Annotated in this window: 25 protein-coding genes; 10 read left to right on the top strand and 15 right to left on the bottom strand. The window is 68.2% G+C overall.

Annotated features, from left to right (window positions below):
* Positions 1-55: 55 nt before the first annotated feature.
* The 4 genes from ILP92_RS00330 to ILP92_RS00315 form a co-directional block, all read right to left on the bottom strand.
* Positions 56-1,297 carry an aminopeptidase gene (locus tag ILP92_RS00330; RefSeq protein WP_198914378.1) on the bottom strand — a complete coding sequence of 414 codons (1,242 nt, stop codon included), beginning with the start codon at positions 1,295-1,297 and terminating at the stop codon, positions 56-58.
* A gap of 38 nt (positions 1,298-1,335) precedes the next feature.
* Positions 1,336-2,172 (bottom strand): HpcH/HpaI aldolase/citrate lyase family protein, encoded by an 837-nt coding sequence (locus ILP92_RS00325; RefSeq protein ID WP_198914377.1) that lies wholly within the window; start codon positions 2,170-2,172, stop codon positions 1,336-1,338.
* A 63-nt stretch (positions 2,173-2,235) separates the two neighbouring features.
* Entirely contained in the window at positions 2,236-3,414 is a 1,179-nt protein-coding gene (locus ILP92_RS00320; RefSeq protein WP_198914376.1) for an acyl-CoA dehydrogenase family protein, read from the bottom strand.
* Positions 3,401-3,874 carry a MaoC family dehydratase gene (locus ILP92_RS00315; protein WP_198914375.1) on the bottom strand — a complete coding sequence of 158 codons (474 nt, stop codon included), beginning with the start codon at positions 3,872-3,874 and terminating at the stop codon, positions 3,401-3,403. Before ILP92_RS00315 ends, ILP92_RS00320 begins: the two co-directional genes overlap by 14 nt.
* Before the next feature lie 69 nt (positions 3,875-3,943).
* On the opposite strand from ILP92_RS00315, the gene ILP92_RS00310 reads away from it, so the two are divergent.
* On the top strand, positions 3,944-5,119 hold the full coding sequence (locus tag ILP92_RS00310; RefSeq protein WP_198914374.1) for a CaiB/BaiF CoA transferase family protein: 1,176 nt from the start codon (positions 3,944-3,946) through the stop codon (positions 5,117-5,119).
* On the opposite strand, the gene ILP92_RS00305 is transcribed toward ILP92_RS00310, so the two are convergent.
* The 4 genes from ILP92_RS00305 to cobU are packed head-to-tail and all read right to left on the bottom strand — an operon-like array spanning position 5,116 to position 8,573.
* Positions 5,116-6,624, bottom strand: a complete 1,509-nt coding sequence (locus ILP92_RS00305; protein ID WP_198914373.1) for a YifB family Mg chelatase-like AAA ATPase — start codon at positions 6,622-6,624, stop codon at positions 5,116-5,118. The genes ILP92_RS00310 and ILP92_RS00305 overlap by 4 nt on opposite strands.
* Positions 6,625-6,682: 58 nt before the next feature.
* On the bottom strand, positions 6,683-7,375 hold the full coding sequence (locus ILP92_RS00300; RefSeq protein ID WP_198914372.1) for a glutathione S-transferase: 693 nt from the start codon (positions 7,373-7,375) through the stop codon (positions 6,683-6,685).
* A 59-nt stretch (positions 7,376-7,434) separates the two neighbouring features.
* Positions 7,435-8,055 carry a histidine phosphatase family protein gene (locus ILP92_RS00295; protein WP_198914371.1) on the bottom strand — a complete coding sequence of 207 codons (621 nt, stop codon included), beginning with the start codon at positions 8,053-8,055 and terminating at the stop codon, positions 7,435-7,437.
* Positions 8,052-8,573: a bifunctional adenosylcobinamide kinase/adenosylcobinamide-phosphate guanylyltransferase gene (gene cobU / locus ILP92_RS00290; RefSeq protein WP_368667814.1), complete on the bottom strand. Its 522-nt coding sequence runs from the start codon at positions 8,571-8,573 to the stop codon at positions 8,052-8,054. The genes ILP92_RS00295 and cobU overlap by 4 nt, the downstream gene beginning before the upstream one ends.
* A 105-nt stretch (positions 8,574-8,678) precedes the next feature.
* On the opposite strand from cobU, the gene ILP92_RS00285 reads away from it, so the two are divergent.
* From ILP92_RS00285 to ILP92_RS00255, 7 genes are all read left to right on the top strand, one after another.
* Positions 8,679-9,557 carry an RNA polymerase factor sigma-32 gene (locus ILP92_RS00285; protein WP_198914369.1) on the top strand — a complete coding sequence of 293 codons (879 nt, stop codon included), beginning with the start codon at positions 8,679-8,681 and terminating at the stop codon, positions 9,555-9,557.
* Positions 9,558-9,622: 65 nt separating this feature from the next.
* Positions 9,623-10,363 carry a ChaN family lipoprotein gene (locus tag ILP92_RS00280; protein WP_198914368.1) on the top strand — a complete coding sequence of 247 codons (741 nt, stop codon included), beginning with the start codon at positions 9,623-9,625 and terminating at the stop codon, positions 10,361-10,363.
* A gap of 44 nt (positions 10,364-10,407) precedes the next feature.
* The gene (gene coaBC / locus ILP92_RS00275; protein ID WP_198914367.1) at positions 10,408-11,613 is read left to right on the top strand and encodes a bifunctional phosphopantothenoylcysteine decarboxylase/phosphopantothenate--cysteine ligase CoaBC; all 1,206 of its coding nucleotides are present in this window, start codon (positions 10,408-10,410) and stop codon (positions 11,611-11,613) included.
* On the top strand, positions 11,606-12,079 hold the full coding sequence (gene dut, locus ILP92_RS00270) for a dUTP diphosphatase (protein WP_198914366.1): 474 nt from the start codon (positions 11,606-11,608) through the stop codon (positions 12,077-12,079). The genes coaBC and dut overlap by 8 nt, the downstream gene beginning before the upstream one ends.
* Entirely contained in the window at positions 12,079-13,122 is a 1,044-nt protein-coding gene (locus ILP92_RS00265) for a HesA/MoeB/ThiF family protein (protein WP_198914365.1), read from the top strand. Before dut ends, ILP92_RS00265 begins: the two co-directional genes overlap by 1 nt.
* Positions 13,123-13,230: 108 nt before the next feature.
* Positions 13,231-15,258 (top strand): M3 family metallopeptidase, encoded by a 2,028-nt coding sequence (locus tag ILP92_RS00260; RefSeq protein ID WP_198914364.1) that lies wholly within the window; start codon positions 13,231-13,233, stop codon positions 15,256-15,258.
* Between the two features lie 126 nt (positions 15,259-15,384).
* Positions 15,385-15,942, top strand: a complete 558-nt coding sequence (locus tag ILP92_RS00255; RefSeq protein ID WP_198914363.1) for a cytochrome P460 family protein — start codon at positions 15,385-15,387, stop codon at positions 15,940-15,942.
* Positions 15,943-16,087: 145 nt separating this feature from the next.
* On the opposite strand, the gene ILP92_RS00250 is transcribed toward ILP92_RS00255, so the two are convergent.
* The gene (locus ILP92_RS00250; RefSeq protein WP_198914362.1) at positions 16,088-18,142 is read right to left on the bottom strand and encodes a bifunctional sulfate adenylyltransferase/adenylylsulfate kinase; all 2,055 of its coding nucleotides are present in this window, start codon (positions 18,140-18,142) and stop codon (positions 16,088-16,090) included.
* Positions 18,143-18,340: 198 nt separating this feature from the next.
* On the bottom strand, positions 18,341-19,342 hold the full coding sequence (trxB, locus tag ILP92_RS00245; RefSeq protein ID WP_198914361.1) for a thioredoxin-disulfide reductase: 1,002 nt from the start codon (positions 19,340-19,342) through the stop codon (positions 18,341-18,343).
* A 159-nt stretch (positions 19,343-19,501) separates the two neighbouring features.
* On the opposite strand from trxB, the gene ILP92_RS00240 reads away from it, so the two are divergent.
* On the top strand, positions 19,502-20,002 hold the full coding sequence (locus tag ILP92_RS00240) for an Lrp/AsnC family transcriptional regulator (protein ID WP_198914360.1): 501 nt from the start codon (positions 19,502-19,504) through the stop codon (positions 20,000-20,002).
* On the opposite strand, the gene ILP92_RS00235 is transcribed toward ILP92_RS00240, so the two are convergent.
* The 5 genes from ILP92_RS00235 to lgt all read right to left on the bottom strand — a co-directional run bounded on the left by ILP92_RS00235 (position 19,999) and on the right by lgt (position 23,775).
* The gene (locus ILP92_RS00235) at positions 19,999-20,769 is read right to left on the bottom strand and encodes a Hint domain-containing protein (RefSeq protein ID WP_198914359.1); all 771 of its coding nucleotides are present in this window, start codon (positions 20,767-20,769) and stop codon (positions 19,999-20,001) included. The two genes, ILP92_RS00240 and ILP92_RS00235, sit on opposite strands and share 4 nt — an antisense overlap.
* Positions 20,770-20,827: 58 nt before the next feature.
* Positions 20,828-20,962: a hypothetical protein gene (locus ILP92_RS18665; protein WP_268968465.1), complete on the bottom strand. Its 135-nt coding sequence runs from the start codon at positions 20,960-20,962 to the stop codon at positions 20,828-20,830.
* Between the two features lie 109 nt (positions 20,963-21,071).
* Positions 21,072-21,827 carry a peptidoglycan editing factor PgeF gene (gene pgeF / locus ILP92_RS00230; protein ID WP_198914358.1) on the bottom strand — a complete coding sequence of 252 codons (756 nt, stop codon included), beginning with the start codon at positions 21,825-21,827 and terminating at the stop codon, positions 21,072-21,074.
* Positions 21,824-22,894: a class I SAM-dependent methyltransferase gene (locus ILP92_RS00225; protein WP_198914357.1), complete on the bottom strand. Its 1,071-nt coding sequence runs from the start codon at positions 22,892-22,894 to the stop codon at positions 21,824-21,826. Before ILP92_RS00225 ends, pgeF begins: the two co-directional genes overlap by 4 nt.
* A complete protein-coding gene (lgt, locus tag ILP92_RS00220; RefSeq protein ID WP_198914356.1) occupies positions 22,891-23,775 on the bottom strand; it encodes a prolipoprotein diacylglyceryl transferase in 885 nt (294 codons plus the stop codon). Before lgt ends, ILP92_RS00225 begins: the two co-directional genes overlap by 4 nt.
* Positions 23,776-23,871: 96 nt before the next feature.
* Here lgt and ILP92_RS00215 point away from each other — a divergent pair, with 96 nt between their 5' ends.
* Positions 23,872-24,114, top strand: coding sequence for an accessory factor UbiK family protein (locus tag ILP92_RS00215; RefSeq protein WP_198914355.1), 243 nt, complete (start codon positions 23,872-23,874; stop codon positions 24,112-24,114).
* Positions 24,115-24,125 lie beyond the last annotated feature (11 nt).

Genomic DNA, 24,125 nt, shown 5'->3' with positions numbered 1-24,125 from the left:
CCGGACCCGCTTTCCTCGAGGAAAGCGTCACGGAATTCTCGAGAATTCCGATCCCTCAAACGGCCCATTCCCCCTTGCGGAACACCGGCGTCACGTTGCCATCCGGCGACACTCCGTCGATATCCGTCTCCGGCCCGCCGATCATCCAGTCCACGTGGATCATACTGGAATTGCCCCCCCGTGCCGTCACCTCGGCTTCGCTCAGGCGGTCGCCGTCCACGAAGCACTTGGAATAGCACTGTCCCAGCGCGATATGACTGGCCGCGTTCTCGTCGAAGAGCGTGTTGTAGAACAGCAGCCCCGATTGCGAGATCGGCGAGCCATGGGGCACCAGCGCCACCTCGCCCAGCCGCCGCGCCCCGTCGTCGGTGTCGATCAGCTTGCGCAGCACCTCCTGCCCCTTGGTCGCCCGCGCCTCGACGATCCGGCCCTCGCGGAATTCCACCTCGATCCCGTCGATCAGCGTGCCCTGGTGCGACAACGGCTTGGTGGCGCGCACCCGGCCTTCGGTCTTCGCGGCGTGGGGCGTGGTGAAGACCTCTTCGGTGGGAATGTTGGGGTTGCAGATCACGCCGTTTCCGGCCTGCGACGCGCCGCCCATCCATTCGTGGCCGTCCGCAAGGCCCACGGTCAGATCCAGGCCCGGCCCGCTGTATTTCAGCGCCGCGAAGCGATGGTCGTTCAGCCACGCGGTCCGTTCGCGCAGGCTGGCGTTGTGCTCGGCCCAGCGCGCCACGGCGTCGCCCTGGTCCACGCGGGACGCGGCGAAGATCGCGTCGGCCAGCCGCGCTTGCGCGGCGTCGGGCGACAGGTCCGGAAACATCCGCATGGCCCAGGCCTGCCCGGGATAGGCGCAGATCGACCAGTTGATGCGGAAGTTCGAGATATGCTCGAGCGCAGGCTTGTAGGCGATGGAATTGGCCTTGCCCGCCCGCGCGACTTTCCCGGGATCCTCATCGGCCAGCAGCATCGGATCCTCGGCCACGATCGCCATCCGCGCGGCCCCGCCCGCGAAAGCCTGCGCCATCCCGCCGTAAAGCCATCCGGGCGCGACGTCGAAACTGTGATCGCCCGCATGGGCATAGCGCGCCAGCGCCACGTCGGGGTCCGACAGGATCGGCGTGACCAGGCCCGCCCCCGCGCGATAGGCTGCGGCCGCGACGCGGCGCACCAGCGGCAGCGCCTCGACCGGGGCGGTCAGCACCAGGTCCTGGCCTTCCTGCAGGTTGACACCGGTTCGGACCGCCACTTCGGCCAGCCGGTCCAGGGCGTCGGGATCGACGACGGGGTCATTCATGGTCCGCATCCTTTCTGTTTCGCCCGGGTCCTGCCATATCACTCGGCGCGTGCCAGTATGGCCCGGGCCGTCTTCAGATGTGGCTGATCCAGCATTTTTCCATCAAGTTGTGCCACTCCGTCGCCCGCTTCCGCCATGGCCGCAATGACGCGCTGGGCCCATGCAAGCTGCGCGTCGCTGGGACTGAAGGCCGCGTTGATCGCCGCGACCTGCGCGGGATGAATGGCCAGCTTGCCGTCGAACCCCATCTCGGCGGCGGCATCCGCCTCGGCCCGCAGACCGTCCGGGTCGCTGAAATCGGTGAACACCCCGTCGATTGACCACGCACCCGCGGCTTTCGCGGCAAACAGCATCGTGTCGCGGGCCCCGAGAAAGGGCCGCAAATAGGCGCCATCGGCCCCCCGGTTCGCCATCGCCCCCAAGTCCGCCGCCAGGTCCTCGGCGCCCCAGGCCATGCCGAAAAGCGCCGGGTGCGCCCAGTCCGAAACCGCCAGCGAGCGCACCGCGCGCACCGTCTCGGTCGCGATCACCAGGATCGGCTGGCGGCCGCCTGCGCCCGCGATGATCCCCGCCAGCGCGTCGATATCCGCGCGCCCTTCGCATTTCGGCAACACGTAGCCATCCGGAGCGGCGCCGATGGTCCGGACCACGTCTTCCTCGGCCCGGCCGGTCCCCAGCGCGTTCACCCGCACCCAGCGCGCGGCGTTTGCCCCCGCGCGCAACGCCTCGAAAGTCACGGCGCGCGCGTCATCCTTCGCGCCCGGCGCCACCGAATCCTCCAGGTCGTAGATCAGCGCATCGGCGCCGCTTTCCGCCGCCCGCGCCATCTTGCGCGCCGAATCTCCCGGAACGAACAGCCACGACCGATGTCGCATGGCGCATCTTCCCCATCTTTGTTCTCAATAAATATCCCGGCCCGACGCCCGTCGACAGGCGCATCACATCCGCTTCGCGACTTCTTCCAGCATGACTTCCGTCGCACCGCCGCCGATGGATTGCACCCGCGCGTCGCGGGCCATCCGCTCAATCGTGCTCTCGCTCATGAACCCCATGCCGCCGTGGAACTGGACGCAATCGTACATAACCTCGTTGACCAACTCGCCCGCCAGCGCCTTGATCATCGACACCTCGCGCACGACGTCCTCGCCCAGCGCGGCCCGGCGCGCGGTGGCATAGACCATCTGGCGGCACGCCTCGACCTTTGCGGCCAGCATCGCCAGGCGCTGCCGGATCGCCTGCTTGTCCCAGAGCGGCGCGCCGAACGCGCGGCGGGTCTTCACCCAGTCCAGTGTCAGCTCCAGGGCCGCCTGCGCCTCGCCCATGGCCATGGCGCCGATCACGAGCCGCTCGTTCTGGAAGTTTTTCATGATCTCGTATAAGCCGCGCCCCTCGGTGCCCAGCACCGCCGATCCGGGGAGCCTGACCTTGTCGAAACGCAGCTCGGCCGTGTCCGAGGACCGCCAGCCGTGCTTGTCCAACACCTTTTCCACCGTGAAGCCCGGAGTGCCCTTTTCGACCAGGAACATCGTGATCGACTGGCTGGGCCGCGCGTCGGGATCGGTCTTGGCGGCGACGCAATAGACATCGGCATGCACACCGTTGGTGATGTAGAGCTTCGCGCCGTCCAGCACCCATCCATCGCCGTCGCGCCGGGCGCGCGTGGCGATGCCCTTCACGTCCGACCCCGCCCCGGGTTCGGTCACCGCCACGGCGCTGATCGCCTGACCCGAGATCAGTCGGGGCATCCACGTCGCGCGTTGCGCGTCCGAGCCCGCGTTCCAGACATGCACAGACGCCATGTCGGTATGCACCAGCGCGGTGATCGCCACCCCCGAATAGGTCGACCGGCCCAGTTCCTCGGCCCAGACGACCGTGGCCCGCTCGTCCAGCCCCGAGCCGCCAAAGGCTTCGGGATAACGGATGCCGAAGAACCCCAGATCCCCCATTTTGCGCAGCACCGCGCGCGGCACCATGCCGTCCGCTTCCCACCGGTCGGCATGGGGCTTCACTTCCGTCTCGACGAAGCGGCGCACCTGGTCGCGCAGCATGTGGTGTTCGTCATCGAAGAACACGGGGCTGGCGGCGGTCGCGGCAAAGGCGCTGTCATGGGCGGTCATCGGCGTCTCCTTCGGGGCGTTTCCTCATCAGCGCGGCGCGGTCGCAGGTGCCGCACAGCGCGCCGTCCTGGTTGAAGCACTCGTGCCGCAGCGTGACGATCCCCTGGCCGGGCCGCGACGCGCTTTCCCGTTTGCCCAGCACCGTCGTGCGGATGTGGATCGTGTCGCCTTCGTACAGCGGGTGCGGGAACTTCACCGCCTCCATGCCCAGGTTGGCAACGGTGGTGTTCAGGGTGGTGTCGTTGACGCTCATCCCGACCATGCAGCCCAGCGTGAACAGCGAATTGACCAGCGGGCGGCCGAACTCGGTGGCCCTCGCGGCGGTGTTGTCGATATGCAGGGGCTGCGGGTTCATGGTCAGCAGCGAAAACCACTTGTTGTCGGCCTCGGTGATCGTGCGCCGCCATTCGTGCTCGAAGACGTGGCCTTCCTCGAACTCCTCGAACCACAGACCCGGCATCTTGCATTCCTCCGTTCGCTCGCCCGACACTACGCCCGCAGCCGCGATTTGCCAGAGGACTTTCCGACGATGCCGCACCGCCAAGGCCCCCTGACCGGCGTGAAGATCGTCGAGCTGACGGGCATCGGCCCGGTGCCCTATGCCGCGATGGTGCTGTCCGACCTGGGCGCGCAGGTGATCCGCATCGACCGGCCCGGCGGCTACCCCAGCCTGGGCGAGGGCCTGGATTTCGCGTCCATGCGCGCGGCGTCGATCCTCTATCGCTCGCGCCCGATGGTCGAGGTCGATCTGAAATCCCGACCCGGCCGGGAACTGGTGCGGCACCTGGTCGGACAGGCCGACGCGCTGATCGAAGGCTACCGCCCCGGCACGATGGAGCGTCTGGGTCTCGGCCCCGCCGATTGCCACGCGGACAATCCGACGCTGGCCTTCGTGCGGGTCACCGGATGGGGGCAGGACGGCCCGATGGCGGCCATGGCCGGGCACGACCTGAACTACCTGGGCCTGTCGGGCACGCTGTCGCTTTTCGGCCGCGACGGCGCGCCGCCCGTGGGAATGCCGCCGCTGGTGGGCGACATGGCGGGCGGCGCGCTTTTTGCCGTGGTCGGTCTGCTCGGCGCCGTGCTGCAAGCCCGCGCGACCGGACGGGGGCAGGTGGTGGACGCCAATATCGTCGACGGATCGGCCAGTCTTGCCACGCTTTTGCACGCCCTTGCAGCGATGGGGCTGCACGGCCAGGCTGGCACGAACCCGCTGGATGGCGGGCGGCATTTCTACCGCACCTACATTTGCGGCGACGGCAAATGGATCGTCGTCGGCGCGATCGAGCCCGCCTTTCGCCGCGTCCTGCTGGATCGGCTGGGTCTTCTGGACGACCCGCGCATGACGGCTGGCAGGGTCTCGGACGACGCATACTGCGCCCAGAGACTTGCCACGATTTTCGCGGCCCGGCCACGCGATCACTGGGTCGCGCTGTTCGACGGCAGCGATGGCTGCGTGACGCCGGTGCTGGACGCGGCCGAGGCGGCGGACCATCCCGCCAACCGGGCGCGCGGCGTCTTTGCCACGATCGACGGCGTGTCCCAGGCCCGATCCGTGCCGCGCTTTGCCCCCGATGACGGGGCCGTGTCCCTGACCCCCGGTGACGGCAGCGTTCCGCGGCCCGACGCGCTGGCCGATTGGGGTCTGTCGCGCTCCGAGATCGCGGAGCTGATCGCTGCGAAGGTGCTGTCGCCCGCGCCCTAGACCCGCGCGGTCAGCCGGAACGACAGGGCCTCGGCCAGGTGGGGCTTGCGGATATCCTGCGCGCCCGCCAGATCGGCGATGGTCCGCGCCACCCGCAACACCCGGTGATAGCCCCGCGCGCTCAGACCCAGCCGGTCGGCGGCCCCGCTCAGCAGGGCGCGGCTTTCGGCGTCCAGCACCGCGATCTCGTCCAGCAGCGCGCCCGACGCATCCGCGTTCACCCGCACGTCCGCGTGGTCCTTGAACCGCGCCGACTGCACCGCGCGCGCGGCGGCCACCCGGGCCGCCACGGTGGCGGTGCTTTCGCCGTCGGATGGGCCCTCCAGGTCACCCAACTCCACCGGCGGCACTTCGACCCGCAGATCGAAGCGGTCCATCAGCGGCCCGGAGATGCGCCCCAGGTAGTCCGTCCCGCAATCGGGCACCCGCGCGCAGGCGCGGGCCGGGTCCGGCAGGTAGCCGCACTTGCAGGGGTTGGCCGCGGCCACCAGCAGGAACCGGCAGGGATAGCGCACATGGGCGTTGGCGCGCGCGATCACCACGTCGCCCGTCTCGATCGGCTGGCGCAGGGTTTCCAGTACCGGCCGCGCGAATTCGGGGAACTCGTCCATGAAGAGCACGCCGTTATGGGCCAGGCTGATCTGGCCCGGTTTCGCCCCCTTGCCGCCGCCGACGATGGCCGCCATCGATGCGGTGTGATGCGGCTCCTGGAAGGGGCGCACGCGGCTGATCCCGCCCTCGTCCAGCAGGCCTGCAAGCGAGTGGATCATCGACGTCTCGAGCGCCTCGGCGGGGGTCAGGTGCGGCAGGATGCCGGGCAGGCGCTGGGCCAACATGGATTTGCCCGAGCCGGGCGTGCCCACCATCATCAGGTGGTGCCGCCCGGCGGCCGCGATTTCCAGCGCGCGCTTGGCGCGCTCCTGGCCCTTCACCTCGGAAAGGTCACGCGCCGGCGGGCCGTCCGTCACCTCGCCCGCCTGCGCGGGGCTCAGCGGTTTCTGGCCGGTGAAATGCTGGATCACCGCGGCCAGGTCCGGCGGCGCGATGACCTGAGCGGCGTCGACCCAGGCCGCTTCCGCGCCGCAGGCTTGCGGGCAGACCAGCATCCGGTCGCTGTCGGCGGCCGCCATGGCGGCGGGCAGGGCGCCGATCACAGGCATCAGCTTGCCGTCCAGCGACAGCTCGCCCAGCGCCAGAGCGCCTTCCACGGCGTCATGTGGCAGGATGTCCAGCGCCGCCAGCACCGCCAGAGCGATGGGCAGGTCGAAATGGCTGCCTTCCTTCGGCAGATCGGCGGGCGACAGGTTGATGACCACACGCTTGGTGGGCAGGGCGATCGCCAGCGAATCCAGCGCCGCGCGCACCCGGTCGCGGGCTTCCGACACGGCCTTGTCCGGCAGGCCGACGATGGCGAAGCTCGGCAGGCCCGGCGCGATGGCGCATTGCACTTCGACCAGGCGCGCCTCGATCCCTTCGAAAGCGACGGTATAGGCGCGCGCAACCATTCAGGGATCCCCGTTAACCATGGTTAACAGCCCTACCGCGGCGAAGGTTTAGGAATGGTTAACGCGGCAGGCTATCCGGGAAAGGGCGGCGCGGATAGGGCATCTTGTACTGCACCTCGTGCAGGTCGGGGCCGCGGTCCTTCGCCAGGGCCCGCCATTCGGCGAAGGCCGGGTCGCCCAGGTGCCGGTCCACGTAGTCCCGCGCCACGTCCGACGCCGCCAGCCCGTAGCCTGCGATCCGCGCCGCGACCGGCGCGTAGAACGCGTCGGCGATGGAGTAGTCGCCCGCCAGCCACGGCCCGCCCGAGCGCGCCAGCGCGTCGGTCCAGATCACGTCCAGACGGTCCAGATCCACCTGTACCTCGGCGCTGACGGGCACGTCGGCATAGGCGGTGCGCAGGCACATGGGGCAAGCGTTGCGCAGCGCGGCGAAGCCCGCGTGCATCTCGGCCGCCAGGTTGCGGGCCATGGCGCGCGGCAGCGGCTCGGTCGGCCAGAAGCCGCGATCCGGGTAGCGCGTCGCCAGCTCTTCGGCGATGCTGATCGTGTCGGACGCCACCGCGCCGCCGTCGAACAGCAGGGTCGGCACCGTGCGCGCGGGCGGCGCGGCGATCTGGGCGGCCAGCGGAGTGTCGGCATAAAGCTCGACCCAGCGCAGGCGATGCGGGATGTCGAAACGCGTGACCAGAAGCCAGGCCCGCAGGGACCAGCTGGAATAGGCGGGATCGCCGAGGATCAGTTCATGGGTCATCCCGCGACGCTACCGGGTCACCCCGCGTCCTGCCTAATTCAATTCCATGCGATCCGCGATCACGCCAGGTGATTGATGCGCAGGACGGTCCAGTCGGCGCTGCTGGCCGCGGCAAGGTCGGCATCCGCGTCCCGCGGCGACGACCCCGAGCCTGCCCAGCGAAAGGCCGAGACTGACAGGTTGTCGATCTTCTGCCCGAACGCATCGCGCGTCGTCAGCCCGGCGGCGCGCTGGTACTGGGTCAGGATCGCGCCGAAATGGGCCACCACGATCACGTCCGTGCCGCGGGCCAGCAGCCGGTCGGCCGCGCGACCGACACGGGCCTGTAGGTCAGCCCAGCTTTCGCCGCCGGGCGCGCTGATCTCGCCGGGCTGGTCCCAGAAGGCGCGGATGTGGGCGGGGTCTTCTTCCTCGATCTCGTCGTGGCGCCGCATCTCCCACTCGCCGAAATGCAGCTCGCGCAGGTCGGGGTCGTGGGGCAGGCGGGGGCGACCATCCTGGATCGCGTCGGCGGTCTCGACGGCGCGGCTGAGCGTGGACGAGATGACCGGCGCATCGGGCAACAGCGCCGACAGCCGCCGCAACTGCCCGGTATCGGACAGGTCGGCGGGCAGGTCGGTCCAGCCCACCATGCCCTTGGCGTGGGTCGGTCCGTGCCGCACCCACCAGAGCGTGCTCATGGCAATTGCCCTTTCAGCGCCAGCGGCAGCCCCGCCATGACGCTCACCACCAGGTGGGCCCGTGCCGCGACCGCCTGGTTCAGCCCGCCCTGCGCGGTCCGGAACCGGCGGCCGAGCGGCGTTTCGGGCACGATCCCCGCGCCGACCTCGTTCGACACCACGATGAGCGGCGCGTCGCGGCCGACCAGCGCGGGCATCAGCGCGTCGATTTCGGCCGCGATATCGCGCTCGGCCAGCAGGATGTTGGACAGCCACAGCGTCAGGCAATCGAGCAGGACCAGCGCGCCGCCCGGAGCCCGACCCAGGGCGTCGGCCAGGGCCAAGGGTTCCTCGATTGTGACCCATCCGTCCGCCGCGCGCGACCGCCTGTGGGCCGCGATCTTCTGTGTCATTTCTCTATCGAAAGCCTGTGCCGTGGCCAGGTATATGCGCGGAATGTCGCACCTTTTCGCCAACGATTCCGAATAGTTGGACTTGCCCGAGGCAGCGCCACCTAAGATGAATGTCAGATTTGGCAACAAACTTCAGGAACTTTCTTTTGGGTCGTGCGTCTGGTGGCTGTAGGGCTGTGTAAAAAAACAATCACCGCACCGTCCGATGTTTCAATCTGGGGAGATACGACGATGGCATTCGATGGATTTTCCGACCAGACACTGTCCCGCCGGGCGATGCAAGCCGAGTTGCTTGACGCCGAGACGGAGTTGCGTCTGGCCTATGCCTGGCGGGACGAGCGTTGTGAAAAGTCGCTGCACCGCCTGATTACTGCGTATATGCGTCTTGCCATTTCGATGGCCGCGAAGTTCCGCCGGTACGGCGCTCCGATGAACGACTTGATCCAGGAAGCGGGCCTTGGCCTGATGAAAGCCGCCGACAAGTTCGACCCCGATCGCGGCGTGCGCTTCTCCACCTACGCCGTCTGGTGGATCAAGGCGTCGATCCAGGATTACGTCATGCGCAACTGGTCCATGGTCCGCACCGGATCGACCAGCAGCCAGAAGTCGCTGTTCTTCAACATGCGCCGCGTGCAGGCCCGGCTCGAGCGTGAAGCCGCGGCGCGGGGCGAGCCGCTGGATCGCCACCAGATGCGCCACATGATCTCGGTCGAAGTGGGCGTGCCGCTGCACGACGTCGAGATGATGGAAGGCCGTCTTGCCGGCTCGGATTTCTCGCTGAACGCGACGCAATCCACCGAAGACGAGGGGCGTCAATGGATCGACGCGCTCGAGGACGACAGCGCCCAGGCGGACGAAACCGTCAGCCACCGCAAGGACATCGACACGCTGCGCGTCTGGCTGGTCGATGCCATGTCGCAACTCAACGAGCGCGAGCAGTTCATCGTCCGCGAGCGCAAGATGCGCGACCAGGCCCGCACGCTGGAAAGCCTTGGCACCGAACTGGGCCTGTCCAAGGAACGCGTCCGCCAGCTCGAGGCCGCGGCCTTCCAGAAGATGCGCAAGATGCTGGAAACCCAGTCTGCGGAAGTGCACAACTTCCTGGCGTGATCCGCCGTATCCTCCTGACCTCCGCCGCCCCGATTTTCTGGGCGGCGGCTTTGTCTGGCGCCCCCATGTCGCCCGACGGGGTGCCGCTTGACGCGCAGATCGTCGCCATGGGCGAACTGCACGACATCGCCGAACACCACGCCAACCAGGCCGATTGGGTCGCCCGCATGGCCCCGGCTGCGATCGTGTTCGAAATGCTCGAACCCACCCAGGGCGCCCTTGCGACGCGGATGCAGGATGCCGCGCCCGAAACCCTGGCGGACGCTCTGAACTGGGAAGAGCGCGGCTGGCCCGATTTCACGGACTACGCGCCGATCTTCGCCGCCGCCGATGGCGCACGGCTCTACGGCGGCGGCGTTCCCCGCGACACGCTGGGGGATGCGGTCTCGCAAGGCGCGGCCCAGGCGATGGGCGAGGACGCGATCCTGTTCGGCCTGGACCTGGCTCTGCCTCTGGAAGAGCAGGACGCCCGCGAAAACCTGCAGCACGAGGCCCATTGCGGCGCCCTTCCGTCCGAAATGCTGCCCGGCATGGTCGAAGCCCAGCGCCTGCGCGACGCGACCCTGGCGCGCGCTGCTTTGCAGGCGCTCGACGAGACCGGCGGTCCCGTGGCGATCATCACCGGCAACGGCCACGCGCGGCGGGACTGGGGCGTGCCGCTCTACCTGGGCTTCGCGCGGCCCGAGGTCAGCGTCATCTCGATCGGCCAATACATCGCCCCCGAGACCGGCGCGCCGTTCGACGCGTGGGTGGTCAGCGACGTGGACATCTCGGACCGCGCGGACCCCTGCGATGCCTTCAACTGACGCGCTGGACGGGGCGGGGTGGCTCGCCTAGGGTCGCGGCCAACATGCTCGACACCAAGCACATCCTTCTGATCGTCGGCGGCGGCATCGCGGCGTTCAAGTCGCTCGACCTGATCCGCCGCCTGCGCGAACGGGGTGCCACGGTGACGCCCGTTCTGACCCGCGCGGGATCGGAATTCGTGACACCCCTGTCGCTGTCGTCGCTGGCGGGCAGCAAGGTCTATTCCGACCTGTGGAACCTGACGGACGAGGCCGAGATGGGGCATATCCAGCTGAGCCGCGTGGCCGATCTGGTGGTCGTGGCCCCGGCGACGGCCGACCTGATGGCGAAAATGGCGAACGGGCATGGCGACGACCTGGCCTCGACGCTGCTTCTGGCCACCGACACGCCCGTGCTGATCGCGCCCTCCATGAACGTGCGGATGTGGCAGCACCCCGCGACCCGGCGCAACCTGGCCACGCTGCAAGCCGACGGGATCGCCACCGTCGGTCCCGGCGAAGGGGACATGGCCTGCGGCGAATACGGCCCCGGTCGCATGGCCGAGCCGTTGGAGATCGTCGATGCCATCGCCGTCAGGCTTGCGGACGGGTCGCTCAGGGGGCGTCACGCCCTGGTCACGTCGGGCCCCACCCATGAGCCCATCGACCCGGTGCGCTACATCGCCAACCGCTCGTCCGGGACGCAAGGCACGGCCATTGCCGAAGCGCTGCGCGATCTGGGCGCAGATGTGAGCTTCGTCACTGGCCCGGCCGCCACCCCGCCGCCCGCGGGTGTGCGGGTGATCCGCGTTGAAACCGCGCGCCAGATGCAGGACGCGGTCACGGGCGCGCTGCCCGCCGATGCCGCCATCTTCGCCGCGGCCGTAGCCGATTGGCGCGTCTCGCAAGCCGCGGATCGGAAGATGAAAAAGGGCGCGGACGGGCTACCGCAGCTTGACCTGGCCGAGAACCCGGACATCCTGGCCGGTGTCGCGCAGATGCGACAGGGCCGCCCCCCGCTGGTCATCGGCTTCGCGGCCGAAACCGACAACGTGATCGAGAACGCCACCGCCAAGCGGATGCGCAAGGGCTGCGACTGGATCGTCGCCAACGATGTTTCGCCCGAAACCGGGATCATGGGGGGCACGGAAAACGCCGTGACGCTGATCGCCGAAAACAGCGTCGAGACCTGGCCTCGCGCCACGAAATCCCAGGTTGCGCGCAAGCTCGCCCGGCGCATCGCCGACCACCTGGGCCGCGGCGATGACTGAGCGGGTCCGTGTCCTCTGCCAGCGCGCACCTTGGGCGGATGACGCGGTGGATCTGCCCGATTACGCCAGCGCGGGCGCCGCGGGGGCCGATCTGCGGGCGAATTTCCCCCCCGAGCGGCGCGACACCGGCGACACGCTTGGCCCGATGCAGCGCGCCCTCGTGCCGACGGGTCTGCGGATGGCCGTGCCCGACGGGTACGAGTTGCAGATCCGCCCCCGCTCGGGCCTGGCCATGAAGCACGGGCTGACCCTGGTGAACGCGCCCGGCACCGTGGACGCCGATTATCGCGGCGACGTCGGCGTGCTGATGGTCAACCTGGGCGATACGCCGGTCACGATCATCCACGGGATGCGCATAGCACAGGCGGTCGTCGCACCGGTGACGCGGGCCGCCTTCCTGCACGCCGATGCCTTGGACGACACCGCGCGCGGCGCGGGCGGCTTCGGCTCGACAGGGACCGTCTGATGATCCTGTTCCTGATTGCCGCCATCCTGATCTGGTGGCTGGGCGGACGCGCCGGATACCCGGCGCAGGCCCGGCTGATCCTTCTGGGCCTGCTTTACGTGACCGTGCTGGCGCTGACGCTGTTTCCGAACCCGCTGCGCCCCGCGCTGGGCGGCAGCACCGGCGAATGGCTGGTGCTGGGCGCCATCGTGGCGCTGTTCTTCGTCTATCGGCTGGGCCTGCAGAAGCTGCGCAAGCGGGTGCGCCCCGAGAACCGCCCGAAGGAAGTGCCCGAGGGCGCGTTCGCGCCGGGCGAGCTCGACCGCTACGCCCGCCACGTCGTCCTGCGCGAGATCGGCGGCACCGGCCAGAAGCGCCTGAAGGAAGCGCGCGTGCTGGTGGTCGGCGCCGGGGGTCTGGGCTCGCCCGTCCTGCTCTACCTTGCGGCGGCGGGGGTCGGCACCATTGGCGTGATCGACGACGATCACGTGGACGCGTCGAACCTGCAGCGCCAGGTGATTCATACCGACAAGCGCATCGGGATGCCGAAGGTCTTTTCGGCCGAGGCCGCGATGACGGCGATCAACCCCTATCTGAACGTCCGTCCCTATCACCGTCGGCTGACAAGCGATATTTCCGAAGAACTGGCCGCCGAATATGACCTGGTGATCGACGGCTGCGACGATTTCGAAACGCGACAGGTCGTCAACGCCGCGTGCGTGGCGCAGGGTATCCCGCTGATCTCGGGCGCGCTGTCGCCCTGGGAAGGGCAGATCACCACTTTCGCGCCCCATGACGGCACGCCCTGCTACGCCTGCATTTTCCCCGAAGCCCCCGCGCCGGGCCAGTCGTCCACCTGCGCCGAGGCCGGCGTCCTTGGCCCCCTGCCGGGCATCGTCGGCGCGATGATGGCGGCCGAGGCGATGAAGGAGCTGACCGGCGCCGGGCAGGGGCTGCGCGGGGGCATGGCGATCCACGATGCGCTGCACGGCGAGCACCGCACCATCGCGCTGAAGCGGCGTCCCGACTGCCCCGTCTGCGGAGGAGGCCAGCCCCCGCGCTGACGCGCCCCCCGAGGTATTTTCGGAAAGGTGAAGCTGGGGCAGGGGCGCGGGGTGGCAATGAAGAGCGTCGCGTCATAGGTCTGGGGTCAGATCAACAGGAGCGCCCCCTTGACCAATCCCCTTCTTGCCGACTGGACCACGCCATTTCAAATGCCGCCCTTCGGCGACATCACGGACGACCATTTCGAAGAAGCGGTGGACGCGGCGCTGGTCGCGGCGCGCGAAAATATCGGGGCCATCGCCGACAGCGACGATGCGCCGACCTTCGCCAACACGATCGAGGCGCTGGAACGCGCGGATGAGGTGCTGAGCCGGGTGCTGGGGGTCTTCTACAACCTGGCCGGGGCCGACAGCAACGACCGGCGCGAGGCGCTGAGCCGCAGCTTCTCGCCCAAGCTCTCGGCCTATTCTTCGGAAGTGTCGCAAAACACGGCGCTGTTCGAGCGGATCGAAACGCTATGGCAGGCGCGCGATACGCTTGAGTTGACGGATGAGCAGGCGCGCCTGCTCTATCTTGCGCGACGTTCGTTCGTGCGCAGCGGCGCGCAGCTCGATGGGATCGCCAAGGATCGCCTGGCCCAGGTCACCGAGCGGCTGGCCTCCCTGGGCGTGCAGTACGGCCAGAACCTGCTGGCCGACGAGCGGGAATGGGTGATGGACTTGTCCGAATCCGATCTGGAGGGTCTGCCGGACTTCCTGGTTCAGGCCGCCCGCGCGGCAGGCGAGGAAAAGGGACGGAAAGGTCCCGTCATCACCCTGTCGCGGTCGCTGATTGTTCCATTCCTGCAATTCTCGCCCCGCCGGGATCTGCGCGAGATCGCCCATAACGCCTGGACCGCGCGTGGCGCCAATGGCGGTGACACGGACAATCGCGACATCGCGGCCGAGATCCTGGCCCTGCGCGAGGAACGCGCGGGCCTGCTGGGCTACGACAGTTTCGCCGAGTTCAAGCTGGAAACGGAGATGGCGGGAACGCCCGCCGCCGTGCGCGATCTTCTGATGAAGGTCTGGGAGCCCGCGCGCACCAGCGCCGTCGAAGACCAGCAACGCCTGTCGGCCATGATGCACAACGACGGCGTCAACGGCGAGCTCGAGCCCTGGGACTGGCGCTATTATTCGCAAAAGCGCCGCGCCGAAGAGCACGACCTGGATGAAGCCGCGCTGAAGCCCTATCTGCAGCTGGACCGCATGATCGAGGCCGCTTTCGACTGCGCCACCCGCCTGTTCGGGCTGGAGTTCACGCCCGCCGACGTGCCGGTTTATCACGCGGACGTGCGCGCCTGGGAAGTCACGCGCGACGGCAAGCACATGGCGATCTTCCTGGGCGACTATTTCGCGCGCGGCTCGAAGCGGTCGGGGGCCTGGTGTTCGGCCATGCGCAGCCAGCAGAAGCTGGCGGGCGACATCCGCCCCGTGGTCGTCAATGTCTGCAACTTCGCCAAGCCGCCCAAGGGCAAGCCCGCGCTGCTGAGCTACGACGACGCGCGCACGCTGTTCCACGAATTCGGCCACGCGCTGCACCAGATGCTGTCGGACGTGACATACGAGTCCATCAGCGGCACCAGCGTGGCGCGCGATTTCGTGGAACTGCCCAGCCAGCTTTACGAGCACTGGCTCGAGGTGCCCGAAGTGCTTGCGAAATACGCCACCCACGCCGAGACGGGCGAGCCCATGCCGCAGGACATGCTGGAGCGTCTGCTGGCGGCCAACACCTATGACATGGGGTTCCAGACGGTCGAATACGTGGGCTCGGCGCTGGTTGATCTGGAATTCCATGCGGGCGAAGCGCCCGAAGATCCCATGGCCTTCCAGCAAGAGGTGCTGGACGGCATCGAGATGCCCCACGCCATCGGGATGCGCCACGCCACGCCGCATTTCGCGCACGTCTTCTCGGGCGACGGCTATTCGTCGGGCTATTACAGCTACATGTGGTCCGAGGTCATGGACGCGGACGCCTTCGCGGCGTTCCAGGAGGCGGGCGGACCGTTCGATGCCGACACCGCGTCGCGCCTGGAAAAGCACATCCTTAGCGCGGGCGGCAGCCAAGAGGCCAAGGACGCCTATATCGCGTTCCGCGGACAGATGCCCGGCGTCGACGCGCTTCTGAAGGGCCGCGGGCTGGACGACGCCGCCTGAAACACGGCTCACGGGCTGATCCGGTCCGGTCACGATCCTGCGACACACGGTTGCAGGGGGCGCGTCTTTGCTATGCTGGGGCGGGCGGCGATCGATTGGCCGCCGCCCAAGCATAGGGAGGTTTTCATGATGAAGAGGATACTTTTGGGAAGCGGGGCGGCCCTGCTGGCTACCGCCGCGCTGGCGCAGGACATGGCGCCGTTCGGCGGCGACGAGGATCAGGCCTACGCGGCCGAGATCTGGTCGGCGATGGTCGAGATGAACCTGGCGGGCGACAGCACGATCATGGCGTTCCCCTACGAAGGGGTCGATCCCCACGGTGCGATGCTCGAGACGTTCTATACCGGCGCCACGGTCGGCGACCACACCGGCGTCCTGGTCGTCAAGCGCAACTACGCGCCGTCGGCGGGCGGGGTCGACGGTGTGCTGGGCTCGCCCGACGCGCATCTGGCAGCCGTCACCGTGATGTTCCAGCGCGAAGACGGCTACGATCCCGACACCCAGAACTGGTTCTACGCGAAATACCTGCCGGACGGCATGCTGGACCAGAACCCGGCGGGCGCGATGCTGGCCGGGCTGGTCGGCAAGGGCGCGGATGCGGGCTGCATCGCCTGCCACCAGGGCGCGGGCGGGGACGATTACCTGTTCACCACCGACGCGGATTTGTCGGCGCTGGCGAACTGAGCCGGACATCAGGCAACCGGGCCGGAAATCCCGGACCCGGTCGGGCTTGATCGGCCCGCCACCCGGGAACAGCTTTCGCGCCCCGCGTGACCCTTGGCTTGCGGCCACCGCCCCCGGGGGGCGCGCATAGTGACGTCGGTGCAGGTCAGGCGGCGATCAGGCCCATGCTTTCCAGCTTCAGCAGAACCTGGTGGGCGCAATTGTCCACGTCCACGCTTTCGGTATCCAGCCGCAATTCGGGATTTTTCGGCACGTCGTAGGGGTCCGAAATGCCGGTGAATTCCTTGATCTTGCCCTCGCGCGCCAGCTTGTACAGGCCCTTGCGATCGCGCCGCTCGCATTCTTCCAGCGAAGTGGCCACGTGGATTTCCACGAAGGCGCCGAACGCCTCGATATCCTCGCGCACGGCGCGGCGGGTGGTCCCGTAGGGCGCGATGGGCGCGCAGATGGCGATGCCGCCGTTCTTGGTGATCTCGGACGCGACATAGCCGATGCGGCGGATGTTCAGGTCCCGGTGTTCCTTGCTGAAGCCCAGCTCGGAAGACAGGTTCTTGCGCACGATGTCGCCGTCCAGCAGCGTCACCGGGCGGCCGCCCATCTCCATCAGCTTGACCATCAACGCGTTGGCAATGGTGGATTTGCCCGATCCCGAGAAGCCCGTGAAGAACACCGTGAAGCCCTGGTCCGAGCGCGGCGGCGACGTGCGGCGCAGTTCCTTCACCACTTCGGGGAAGCTGAACCACTCGGGGATCTCCAGCCCTTCGCGCAGGCGACGGCGCAGCTCGGTGCCCGAGATGTTCAGGATCGTGACGTTGTCCTTGTCCGCGATCTCGTCATTGGGCTCGTACTGGGCGCGCTCTTGCACATAGACCATGTGTTTGAAGTCCACCATCTCGATGCCCATCTCGTCCTGGTGCTCGCGGAACAGGTCCTGGGCGTCGTAGGGGCCGTAGAAATCCTCACCGGCCGAGTTCTTGCCGGGGCCCGCGTGGTCGCGGCCGACGATGAAATGGGTGCAGCCGTAGTTCTTGCGGATCAGCCCGTGCCACACCGCCTCGCGCGGGCCGGCCATGCGCATGGCCAGCGGCAGGAGCGACATGGTCGTGGTGGCCGAAGGATACTTGTCCAGCACCGCCTCGTAGCAGCGCACGCGGGTGAAGTGGTCCACGTCGCCCGGCTTGGTCATGCCGACGACGGGGTGGATCAGCAGGTTGGCCTGCGCTTCGCGCGCGGCGCGGAAGGTCAGTTCCTGGTGCGCGCGGTGCAGCGGGTTGCGGGTCTGGAACGCGACCACGCGGCGCCAGCCCATCTTGCGGAAATAGGCGCGCAGCTCGTTCGGGGTGTCGCGGCGGGCCTTGAAGTCGTAATGCACCGGCTGCTGGATGCCGGTGACGGGGCCGCCGAGGTAAACCGCGCCCGCCTGGTTGTGCAGGTAGTTCACCGCCGGGTGCGCGTCGTCATCGGCGCCGAACACCATCGCGGCCTCGCGCGCCTTGTCGGGCACCCATTTGTCGGTGACGGTCATGGTCGCCAGGATCACGCCTTCCTGGTCACGCAGGGCGATGTCTTGGCCGATCTCGACCGCTTCCGCGAACTTTTCCGACACGTCCAGCGTGATCGGGATGGGCCAGAGCGTGCCGTCGGCGGTGCGCATGTTTTCCACGACGCCGTTGTAATCGTCTTCGCCCTGGAAGCCTTTCAGCGGCGCGAAGCCGCCGTTCATCAGCAGCTCCAGGTCGCAGATCTGGCGCGGGCTCAGATCGTGGCTGTTCAGCGTCCCGGCCTCGGCCTTCAGCTTCTGGGCGCTGTCGTAGGACACGAACAGCTCGGGGATGGGGGTGAGATTGGCGTTTTGCATGGTGTGAATCCTTGTATTCGCGGAACGGGAAACGCTGGACGAGCCGGTCAGCTCGGCGTGAAGCGCGTGGTATTCGGAAAGCTTCCTGGCCAGGAACAGGTCGATCAGCCGGGCCTTCTCGGCCGCGCCCTTCGATGTCAGCCCATAGGCGACGCGCTGGCGCCGATCGGTGCTGTCGCGCGCGTCGATGCGGATCAGGCCGTCGGCGATGGCCGCGCGGAGCTGCGCGTTCAGCCGGCCCAGCGACACGCCCACCGCCGCCGCCGTCGCGCGTTGCGACGCCGCGGGGGCCATGTCGATCTGGCGCAGAAGCCGGAACAGGACTTCCTGCGCGTCGGTCATGGTGGGTTTGCTGGGTGCGGGCACGGGCGACTCGGGGTGTTCTGGACGCCGGACGCATGGCACGAAAAGTTTGTTCAGAAAAGAACAAACATCGGATCAGACGGATTTTCGGCAAGACGCCTGCCAGACATGGGCGCGACGCGTCGGATCACGCGCCGCTTGCGGAACGATCCGCGCCGTCCTGCCGGATTGTTGCGCTTACTGGGCGGGCACTTCCGCGCCGTAGCCCAGCGGCTCGGTCTGGACCTTGCCGCTATCCTCGCCCACCGATGCCAGGAACCGCTCGGCCTCGAGAGCGGCCATGCAGCCCATCCCGGCGCTGGTCACGGCCTGCCGATAGACGTGGTCGGTCAGGTCGCCCGCGGCGAAGACGCCGGGGATCGACGTTTCGGTGCTGTCCGGCTTGGTCACGACATAGCCGCCGTGATGCGTGTCGAGCTGGTCTTTCACCAGTTCCGACGCGGGCGCGTGGCCGATGGCGATGAACACGCCCTTCACCGGGATCTCGGTGATCGCGCCCGTTTTCACGTGCTTGACGCGCACGGCCTCGACCCCCTTGGGGGCGTCGGTGCCCGTCACCTCGTCCAGCTGGTGGTCCCATAGGATTTCGACCTTGGGGTGGTTCATCAGCCGGTGTTGCAGGATCTTTTCGGCCCGCAATTCGTCGCGGCGATGGACCAGCGTCACCTTGCTGGCGAAATTCGTCAGGAACAGCGCCTCTTCCACGGCGGTGTTGCCGCCGCCGATCACCGCCACGTCCTGGCCGCGATAGAAGAACCCGTCGCAGGTCGCGCAGGCCGACACGCCGAAGCCCTTGAATGCGTCCTCGCTGGGCAGGCCCAGCCACTTGGCCTGCGCACCGGTCGCAAGGATCAGCGCGTCGGCGGTATAGGTGTCGCCGCTGTCACACCGGGCGGTGAAGGGGCGCTTCGACAGATCGACCGAGGACACGTAATCCGACACCACTTCGGCACCGGTGTCGCGGGCGTGGGCTTCCATCTTGACCATCAGGTCCGGGCCCATGATCGACGACTCGCCGGGCCAGTTTTCCACGTCCGTCGTGATGGTCAGCTGCCCGCCGGGCTGCAGGCCCTGGATCAGCACCGGCTCGAGCATGGCGCGCGTGGCATAGACGGCAGCGGTATAGCCCGCAGGCCCCGAGCCGATGATCAGAACCTTGACGTGACGCGCATTACCCATGATGCGATTCCCCCATGCTGCAGACGTGGTCGCTTGGATATAAGGCGATCCGGGCCGTGCCGAAAGGGGGGCAGGCGCCGAAAGAATGTTGCGCGCCCTTGTAACATTATTGCGTCATCTGTAATGCTGACGAAAGACACGCAAACGTCGGGGGCAAAGATGGCCGGGCACAAGTTGGACGCGATCGACAGGCTGATCCTTGCCGAGCTTCAGGCCGACGGGCGCATGACCAATGTCGAGCTGGCCCGCCGCGTCGGCATCTCGGCGCCGCCCTGCCTGCGCCGGGTCCGCACGCTCGAAGAGCAGGGGTTCATCCAGGGATACCACGCCCGGGTCGATGCCCGTGGCCTCGGGTTCGAGGTGCAGGTCTTCGCCATGGTCGGACTGCAAAGCCAGGCCGAAACGGACCTGTCGGCCTTCGAGGCGCGGTGCCGCAGCTGGCCGCTGGTGCGCGAATGCCACATGCTGAACGGCGAAGTCGATTTCGTGCTGAAATGCGTGTCGCCCGACCTGAGCACCTTCCAATCCTTCCTGACGTCCGAGCTGACCAGCGCGCCGAACGTGGCGTCGGTCAAGACGTCGCTGGTGATCCGCTGCGCCAAGGACGAGCCCGGCGTGCCCTTCGACGTGCTTGAAGATCGGCTGGCGCGCTCGGCCTAGGCGGCGATCAGGGTGCTGGTCTGCTCGTCCGACAGGCGCGGCATCGCCAGCTCGCCGAAATCCTCGGGCCGCGAGATATGCGGAAACATCGAGATATAAAGACGCTGCATCTCGTCGCCCAGGGCCGGGTCCAGGTGCCCGGGATGGACGCTTTCCACGTCGATCCCGTTCACGCGGAAGGTCTGGTGCCGCTCGAAGCCCAGGTGAAAGCACTGCACGGCCGAAATCGGCGTGATCTGCACGACCGACTGGCCATCGGCCAACGCGCCCACGGGCAGCAGGGCCTCTTCCGCGCCGATCAGGCTGCGCAGGGACGACCGGCGGGACACGATCCGCGCGGCGCTGCCCAGGATCAGGTCGGGCGCGGGCCGCCCGAGACCCATGGAATCGGTCGGCAGCCGGAACAGCGGTTTGCCCTTGGCGCCGGGCAGAACCGTATGCGCGCCTTTCCACAGCAGGGTCGCGGGGCCGCTCGCGGTTTCGATCTCCATGCCGGGCAGCACGTCTTCGACGGCGACCGGGCCTTCGGACGTATTCAGGATCCCGCCGCGCACCAGCGCGGTGAAGGCTTGCGTGAAAAGCGGCACGGCCGGTCCCATGCGCACGAAATCGTCCACCATGCCGTTATCGTCCAGCCAGGACACGTCGTAGCGCTGCGACAGGGGCGGCATGATCGACGTGGGCGCGGTCTTGCGACGCACGGTCCAGGGCTTGTTGGACGGCGGGAAGGCCGACCCGGACGGGGTCGGACGCGTATGAGCAGTCATGGGCGACCTCCGGGATCTGGGGCGGGAACGGGGGCGGTCCGGGTCGGGACCGCGGGGCTCAGGCGGCGCGGATCGGCTTGTCGGCCGGCACGGCCTGGGCGCGGGCAAGACGGGCCTGACGCGAGAAGGCGCTGACGGGCTGCGGCTTGGCGGCTTCGTTGATGGCGGCGTTCAACCAGCGGCGTTTGGTCATGGCTTGGTCCTCCGAAGGGTCTGCTGTTCCACTCAGTCGAAGATGCAGGTGGAATCGGGCGCGAGTGGGGCGCGCGGCGGACCATTCGGGGTCAATGGGGTGGCGCGGCTCAGGCGCGGATCGCGGCGATCAGGCGTCCGTAATCGGCTTCCTGGCGGTGGACCGAACGGCGGTAGGAATAGAAGCGATCCGCATCCGAATAGGTGCAGTGGCGCGTCCATTCCGCTTCGCCCACGCCCGACTGCCTGAGCCGGTGCAGGCCATAGCCCGGCAGGTCGAACTGCAAGCGATCGCCGTCGCCCTGGGCGAAGAACCGGGCCGCTTGCGGGTCGTCGATCGTGACCTCGTCCATCAGCTCGGGCCCCACCTCGTAGGAGCCTTGCGAGATGCACGGCCCGATCACGGCGCGGATGTCGCGGCGGGCGGCGCCCAGCGATTCCATCGCGTCCAGCGTGGCTTCCAGCACGCCCGACAGCGCGCCGCGCCAGCCCGCATGGGCCGCGCCGACGATGCCCGATTTCGGATCTGCGAAGAGGACCGGCATGCAATCGGCCGTCAGCACGCTCAACGCCTGGCCGCGCTGCCCGGTCACCAGGGCGTCCGCCCGGTGCCCGTCGTCATGGTGGCCATCCACCACCACCACGTCGGCCGAGTGGACCTGGTGCACCCCGTTCAGATCGTCCTCGGTCACGTCCAGCGCACCGGCGGCCCGCGCGCGGTTGATCCGCACGATGTCGTGCTGGTCCGACGACCCGTAGCCGCAGTTCAAACCCGAAAAGACCCCCGACGACGCCCCGCCACGCCGGGTGAAGAACCCGTGACGGAAGGGCGACAGCGTGTCGGTGGTCAGGATTTCAAGCGTCATGCGGCAGGGCTGCCTTCCAATCCGGGGGGTGATCCGTGTGCGTCGTGAAGCGACATCACCTTGAACAACTCACCCATTTCGTCGGGGTGGGTCAACCGCCGATGCGACGTGATCAGCGTCTCAAGCGCGTCGCCGCCCAGCCCCTTGGACAGCGCCTGCGCGCGGGCGGTGATGCCCAACCGTTCCAGCCACACGCCCTGCGGTGTGAGCTGCGACGACGCGCATCCCGCCGCCCGGGCGAGCGCGCCGAAATCCACATGCGCCGTCAGATCCGCCTGGCCCGGATGCTCCAACGGCGCGACCTTGCGATGCGCCCGCAGGGCCTGGAAAGTGTCGCCCTTCGACGTGGCGCTGCCGTAGTCGATCACCAGCGCGGCGCCGCCATGGGCCTGGATCCGTTCGCCGATTTGCGCGGCCAGCGCGGTGGCCGGGCCGCAGGTCTCGACCAGGTCGCCCGGTTCGGTGTCGGCCAAGCGGTGCGACAGATCGGCCAGCGGCGCGGGATCGGACAACGCGAAGACCAGCGCGTCGTCGCGGACCGCGACAAGCCGCTCGCGCCACAGATCGCCGTCGCGCAGGAACTGGCGGATCGGCAGCGCGTCGAACAGCTCGTTGGCGATCAGGAACAGGGGCAGGGCGGGCAGCGCGTCGATCCCATCCACCCAGCGCGGCGCGTAGTGTTCTAGCGCCTCGGCCTGGGCGGACCGCAGGTCGGGCGACGCCTCGACCAGCACCAGCTGCATCGCATCGTGAAAGCCGGGCACGCCCCGCGTCGCGCGCAGCGCGTCGGCCATCAGCGTGCCGCGCCCCGGGCCCAGCTCGACCAGCGCGAAGGGCGCGGGCGATCCGCGGTCCAGCCACGCCTGCGCCATCGCCAGGCCCACCAGCTCGCCGAACATCTGGCTGATCTCGGGCGCGGTGATGAAATCCCCCGCGGCCCCCAGCGGCTGGCGGGTGGTGTAGTAGCCGTGAACGGGGTGCAGCAGGCAGGTCGTCATGTACTCGGCGACGGTGATCGGACCCGTCGCGCGGATCTGGCGCACCAGCATGTCGCCCAGCGGCGTCATGCGCGCATCCGCGCCCGCAGGATGAAGGCCACGCCCAGCGCCACCATGGGCAACGACAGAAGCTGGCCCATACTCAGCCCCGCGCCGCCGATCTGTACGACGTATCCCATCGGGTTCGCGGCGGTGATGAACTGCGCGTCGGCCTGCCGAAAGAGCTCGACGAAGATCCGCGCGCAGCCATAGCCCACCAGGAAAACGCCGGTGACCTGGCCGGGCTTGCGGGTCCATTCGCGCGCGAAGACCAGGACCGCGATCAGCCCGCCCAGCAGCAGACCTTCGAGCCCCGCTTCGTAAAGCTGCGACGGATGCCGCGCGCAGGGCCCCGCGACGCCCACGCAATCCTGCGCCGCGGCGCCGGGAAAGATCACGCCCCAGGGCAGGTCGGTGGGACGGCCCCACAGCTCGGCGTTGATGAAATTGGCGATCCGGCCCAGGAACAGCCCGATCGGCGTGCCAAGCGCCATGAGGTCCAGCACCGTCATCACCTGGACCCCCTGCTTGCGCGCGAACCACAAGGCCCCCGCCGCCATGCCCAGCATCCCGCCGTGGAACGACATGCCGCCCTGCCAGATCATCGGGATCTCGGCCGGGTGCGACAGGTAATAGCCCGGCTGGTAGAACAGCACGAAGCCCAGTCGCCCGCCGATCAGGATGCCCAGGATGATGGCGGTCACCAGGTCTTCCAGCCGCTCGGGCGCGAAGGGCTTCACGCCGACCGGCCACAAGCGGTCCCGCCGCACGGCCGTCACCCCCAGCCGCCAGCCCCCGATGATGCCCACCACGTAGGCCAGCGCGTACCAGCGCAGGGCGAAGGAAAAACCGCCGACCTCGATCGAAAAGATCTCGGGCGAGATATCGGGAAAGGGGATGGCCAGGATCATGCCCGCGACAAGCCCCGCCCGCGCAGCAGTGTCAACCTTGAGAATCGCGCGGTTCACCGCCATATGAGGGGAAAGCCCCCGAAAGGACCGCCGAAGATGCAGACCCGCAACAAGATGTTCGATGACCTCAGCCAGTTGATGACCAACGCGATGGGCGTGGCCCAGGGCGCGCGGGACGAGGCCGAAACCGCCTTCAAGGGCATGGTTGACCGCTGGCTGGCCGACCGCGATTTCGTCACCCGCGAGGAATTCGACGCCGTCCGCGCCATGGCCCAGAAGGCCCGCGAGGAAAACGAGGCGCTGAAGGCCCGGCTCGACGCGATGGACAAGGGCGCCTAGGCCTCCCACCG

It is taken from the genome of Palleronia pontilimi, assembly GCF_016412875.1.
GTDB lineage: Bacteria > Pseudomonadota > Alphaproteobacteria > Rhodobacterales > Rhodobacteraceae > Palleronia > Palleronia pontilimi.
The sequence above is the reverse complement of the archived record's forward strand: the minus strand, read 5'-3'. Positions and strand labels throughout refer to the sequence as shown.